4 protein-coding genes and 2 pseudogenes are annotated in these 5,289 nt (G+C 65.1%); 5 read left to right on the forward strand and 1 reads right to left on the reverse strand.

Annotation, left to right across the window (positions count from 1 at the left end; translation table 11 throughout):
- Positions 1-197: pseudogene (locus ACEN88_RS23695) on the forward strand (hypothetical protein); the annotation flags it as partial.
- A 45-nt stretch (positions 198-242) separates the two neighbouring features.
- Here the strand turns inward: ACEN88_RS23695 and ACEN88_RS23700 are convergent.
- Positions 243-1,013: a PP2C family protein-serine/threonine phosphatase gene (locus ACEN88_RS23700; RefSeq protein ID WP_413343600.1), complete on the reverse strand. Its 771-nt coding sequence runs from the start codon at positions 1,011-1,013 to the stop codon at positions 243-245.
- Positions 1,014-1,190: 177 nt separating this feature from the next.
- On the opposite strand from ACEN88_RS23700, the gene ACEN88_RS23705 reads away from it, so the two are divergent.
- The 4 genes and pseudogenes from ACEN88_RS23705 to ACEN88_RS23720 form a co-directional block, all read left to right on the forward strand.
- A complete protein-coding gene (locus tag ACEN88_RS23705) occupies positions 1,191-1,391 on the forward strand; it encodes a YdcH family protein (protein ID WP_056132203.1) in 201 nt (66 codons plus the stop codon).
- 44 nt (positions 1,392-1,435) lie between these two features.
- Positions 1,436-3,502, forward strand: coding sequence for an ATP-dependent DNA helicase (locus ACEN88_RS23710; RefSeq protein WP_413343602.1), 2,067 nt, complete (start codon positions 1,436-1,438; stop codon positions 3,500-3,502).
- A gap of 268 nt (positions 3,503-3,770) precedes the next feature.
- A complete protein-coding gene (locus ACEN88_RS23715; protein ID WP_413343604.1) occupies positions 3,771-4,379 on the forward strand; it encodes a toll/interleukin-1 receptor domain-containing protein in 609 nt (202 codons plus the stop codon).
- Between the two features lie 8 nt (positions 4,380-4,387).
- A pseudogene (locus tag ACEN88_RS23720) lies at positions 4,388-5,289 on the forward strand (hypothetical protein); the annotation flags it as partial.

The following is a 5,289-nucleotide window of genomic DNA, read 5'->3' on the forward strand; positions in this document are numbered from 1 at the left end:
GCCATGCGCTCGGGCGCGACGCCCGCCTGCGCGCGCAGAAGCAGCAGGAAGCGGCGAACGCCGGCAAGCGCGCGCAGAACGTGCGCGACTACGAGGAACGCAAAGCGCAGTCGGAAGAACGGCAGCGCAAGGTTGCGCAGCGCAAGGCGGAGAAGGCGGCGAAGGCCGCGCAAGAGGCCGAGGACGGCAAGAAGTAGGGTGGACGGCCCTCCGCCCACGCGTGACGTTCGCGTTACGTTGCCTTACGGCCGATCGAGCACAGGCTTGACCAGCTTCACGATGGCCATGCTGCAGTTCCCGCCCTTGCCCTGCGAGCGCTCGCCGGCCTTGTTGATCAGCATCTCCGACGCCTGACGGGGGCTCGACTTCGCGGTCACGGCACCCAGTTCGGCATCCGTGAAGAAATGCCACAGGCCGTCCGAGCACAGCAGGAAAACATCGTTCGCCGCGAGATCGAGGCGCTGGCCGAACGTGATGAACGGCTCCTTGCGGCTATTGCCCATCACATTCAGCAACAGCTTGGACTTGCGGTGGTTCTTCGCGGCGTCCGGCGGCAGGCGGTCGCTCGACACGAGGTGCTCGACATAGGCCGCGTCGCTCGTGCGCGCCAGGCACTTGCCGTCGTGAAAGTAATACAGGCGCGAATCGCCCACGTGGGCCCAGACGGCCTCGCCATGCGGCGTGAGGACCAGGCCGACGAAGCTGGCGTGCGCATGGGCCTGTGTCGCGACGACATTCATGTTGATGACCAGATGGGTTTCCTGCACGATGTCGCGCAACAATTGCTGCAGGCGCTCGACAGACGGGCGGTCGCCCGGCTTGAATTCGTCGAACACCTGTTTGGCGGTGTGCAGGACCTGTTCCGCGCCGGCCGCGCCGGCAATGCCGTCGGACAGCACGGCCAGGACGTAACCGGGCGCGCGGGCGCCCGTCATGAGCGCGACCCGGTCGTTCTGCTGGGGGCGGTTACCGATATGCTGCGCGGTTCCCGCTTCTAACTTGTATGAGGTCATAAACGTGGCTTTCCGATACCGCCATGCCGGACTTTGTTGGCGGCAACGGCGGTGTAGTTTAAACTATGCACCGGTTTGCACTGGAGTTGCAAGCCGTAACAATGAATAGCGCCGCCCCGAGCCAGCGGGCATGCGTCTTCCCACCCCTTTACGCTTAACTGTTCGGAAATGCCTAACATGATCGACGTCCAGGAGATCCACCGCCGTATCATTGAACTCGACGTGGAACATCGCGACCTCGACGCTGTCATCGACATGCTGACCCGCGACGGTCACGCCGACCAGTTGCAGTTGCGACGTCTGAAGAAACGCAAGCTGCAGTTGAAGGACCACATCACACTGCTGAAAATGCAGTTGGTGCCGGACGTTCCGGCATAAGCCCACGTTTTTTAAGCAGTCTCATTTTGACCGATCGCCTCCCCTTGTCCGAGTCCGACCTCGACGCCGACCTCGACGCCGCGCCCGCGCCTTCCGAACCTGCCGGCAAGTACGACGCCGAAGTCGACCGCATCTTCGGCGCCGGTGGCCCGCTCGCGCCCGCGGTCGGCACGTTCAAGCCGCGCCAGTCGCAGACCGAGATGGCGAAGGCGATCGCGCACGCGATCAGCGAGCAGGGCACGCTGATCGCCGAGGCCGGCACGGGCACGGGCAAGACGTTCGCCTACCTCGTTCCCGCGCTGCTGTGGGGCGGCAAGACGATCATCTCGACCGGCACCAAGAACCTGCAGGACCAGCTGTTTTCGCGCGACATCCCGACCGTGCGCGCGGCATTGCGCGCCCCCGTCTCGGTGGCGCTGCTGAAGGGCCGTTCGAACTACCTTTGCCACTACCATCTGGAACGCACGCTGTCGAACGGCCGCCTGACGTCGCGCGACGATGTCGGCCATCTGCGCGAGATCTCGCGTTTCATCAAGATGAGCCAGTCGGGCGACAAGGCCGAGTTGACGAAGGTCCCGGAAACGGCGTCCGTGTGGAACCTCGTGACGTCCACGCGCGAAAACTGCGTGGGCCAGGAGTGCCAGTACTACCAGGACTGTTTCGTGATGAAGGCGCGCCGCGAAGCGCAGCAGGCCGACGTCGTCGTCGTCAACCACCACCTGTTCTTCGCCGACGTGGCGCTGAAGGAAGGCGGCATGGCCGAACTGCTGCCGTCCGCCAACACGATCATCTTCGACGAGGCGCACCAGTTGCCGGAAGTGGCCACGCTGTTCTTCGGCACGACCGTGTCGACGGGCCAGGTGCTGGAACTGTGCCGCGACGTGCTGGCCGAAGGCCTCGCGCACGCGCGCGGCGGCGTGGACTGGGCGAAGGTCGTGACCGTCGTCGAGAAGGCCGCGCGCGACCTGCGCCTGACGTTCCCGGAAGGCGGCACGCGCTTGTCCCTGCCGCAGATCCCGCCCAGCTCGGAATTCTTCCCGGCGCTGGAAAAGCTGAAGGAAGAACTGGAAGGCCTGATCGACGTGCTGGAAGCACAGGCCGAGCGCGCCGAGACGATCGAGCAGTGCCGCGTGCGCGCCGTCGAGCTGCTGGAACAGTACAAGGCGTGGAAATCCGAGCCGAAGAAGGGGAAGGAAGTCGACGGGGCGCACCATGCGGGCGACGATGCCGTGCTGTGGGTCGAGGCGTTTTCCTCGTCGCTGCAATTGCACAAGACGCCGCTGTCGATCGCGCCGATCTTCGCCGGCCAGCGCGCCGGCACGCCGCGCAGCTGGATCTTCACGTCCGCCACGCTCGCGGTGAAGAACGATTTCAAGCATTTCACTGCCCAGCTCGGCATGACGGGCGAACCCGCGCAGAGCTGGCCGAGCCCGTTCAACTACCAGGAGCAGGGCATCCTGTACGTGCCGACCGGCCTGCCGGAACCGAACACGTTCGGCTACACGGACGCGGTCGTCGACATGGCGCTGCCCGTGATCGAAGCGGCGGGCGGCCGCTGCTTCTTCCTGTGCACGACGATCCGCGCCGTCAACCGCGTGGCCGAGCGCCTGCGCGAGGAATTCGCCGCGCGCGGCCTCGACTTCCCCCTGTTCGTGCAGGGCGAACGGGGCCGCACGGAATTGCTGGACTCGTTCCGCAACGCGGGCAATGCCGTGCTGGTCGGCAGCCAGAGTTTCTGGGAAGGCGTCGACGTGCGCGGCGAGGCGCTGTCGCTCGTCATCATCGACAAGCTACCGTTTGCGCCGCCCGACGACCCCGTGCTGGCCGCGCGCATCGAAGTGATGGAAAAGAAGGGCATGAACGGTTTCGTTCACCACACCTTGCCGGAAGCTATCATCAACCTGAAGCAGGGCGCCGGGCGCCTGATCCGCGACGTCGAGGATCGGGGCGTGCTGATGCTGTGCGATCCGCGGGTGATCAGCAAGCCGTATGGGCGGCGGATCTGGCAGAGTTTGCCGCCGTTTCGGCGCACGCGGGTGCAGGCGGAGGTGATCGAGTTTTTTGCGACTTCGAATTCGCCGCGGGGTACGGATTCGGGGTCAGAGCCCTAAAAAAGCAAATTCGGGCTCTGACCCCTGGCTTACGAATCTGCCGCGGAGTCGGAGATTCGGGGTCAGAGCCCTAAAAAAGCAAATTCGGGCTCTGACCCCCGGCTTCGTTTCGCTTTACCCCTCTGCTTCGTTTTACGCTACCTTTGGGCTCGCCTCGCGGTACGCCGCGCAGCGGCTCCGCTTTCGCTTGTGTTCCCACAACATGCAGGATGGGTGACTTGTTTAGAGTCACACAGGCCCGGCCGGTGGCAGACTTCAAGGGGGAGCAATGGCGATACGTTATGGCTGCTTTTTCAGCTATGCCCATGGGCGGCACGAGCTGATGCAGCGCTTCAAGGCCACGCTGGCCGATGCACTGCGCTGTTACCTCGAACCGTATTTCGACAACGAAGACGAACTGTTCATCGACACCGAGCAACTCGGCGGCGGTGACGACCTCGACCGCAAGATCGCCCGCGCGCTGTGCGAAAGCGCGTGCATGGTGCTGATCTACACGCCCAAATACGAAGCCCATCCCTACACCCGGCGCGAGTACGCCGCGATGCGCCTGATCGAAGCCGAGCGCAGCTCGTGGTACACGCTGCCCAGCCAGCTGATCATTCCCGTGATCATGACGCAGCACCCCGTCAGCCTGCCGCCGCAGATCAGCGAATCCACGTTCTACGTCGACTTCTCGCGCTTCACGATGGCCACGGCCGACCTGAAGTCGAACCCCGATTTCCTGCCGGACATCGACAAGATGGTCCGGCGCATCGTCACGCATTACCAATACCAGAAAAAAACCATGCCGCCGGCGCATGACTGCAACCAATTCGTGCTTCCCGCTGTCCCACCCGCATGGCGTGAGTTACCGGATCCAACCTTCCCAAAAAAATGAGGAGCCTTATGGAAACCAACCGCATCACCGCAGTACCGGCCGGTCAGGCCGGCGAGGTGACGACGTTCTACTCCTACGACAGCGCACCCGTGCGCAGCCTTGCGCTGGCCCATGCCGCCTGGCTGCTTGCCGGGCGCGCGCATGCGAAGACACCGGTGCTGATGATCGACTGGGACCTGGAAGCCCCCGGCCTGCATCACTATTTTTCCCGCGCGGACGATGGGCAGCACGCCAGCGGCCTGCTCGAACTGTTCGAGAGTTGCCGCGAGCAACTGCACGGCAATACGTCGAACGACGACGCCGAGGCGCTGGCCGCGCGCGTGCTCGACACGCTGGACTGGGACGACTACATCGTCCGCGTCGACGACAGCCGTCCGCTGTACCTGATGCGCGCCGGCCGCTTCGACGACAGCTATGGCGAGCGCGTCGACCGGCTCGACTGGGACGCGCTGTTCTGCGCGTGCCCCGCGCTGTTCCGCACGTTCGCGGCGCAGGTGGCACGGCGCTTCGCCCACGTGCTGATCGATTGCCGCAGCGGCCGCTCGGCGGCGGCCAGCGTCTGCACCGCGCTGTTGCCGGACAAGATAGTCGGCGTGTTTACGCCCGACGCGCGCAGCCTGGACGGCCTGCAGGGCGTCGTCGCGCGCGCGCTCGATTACCGCTGCAGCCACGAGGACGAACAGCGGCCGCTGCTCGTCTATCCGCTGCCCTGTCCGGTCGACGGCACCGGCGAAGGGCGGTTGCGCTGGCGCTTCGGCGACGCGCCACGGAGTCCATCCGGCTACCAGGCCCGGCTGGAACGGATGCTGGCCGAGTGCTATGGCCTGTCCAGCGTCGCGCTCGACAGCTACCTCGACGAGGTACAGCTGCCCCAGGCGGCCGTCAGCGGCATGGCGCCGGCCGGCTGGGG

This window comes from Massilia sp. CT11-108, assembly GCF_047302915.1.
Classification (GTDB): Bacteria; Pseudomonadota; Gammaproteobacteria; order Burkholderiales; family Burkholderiaceae_D; genus Telluria; species Telluria orientalis.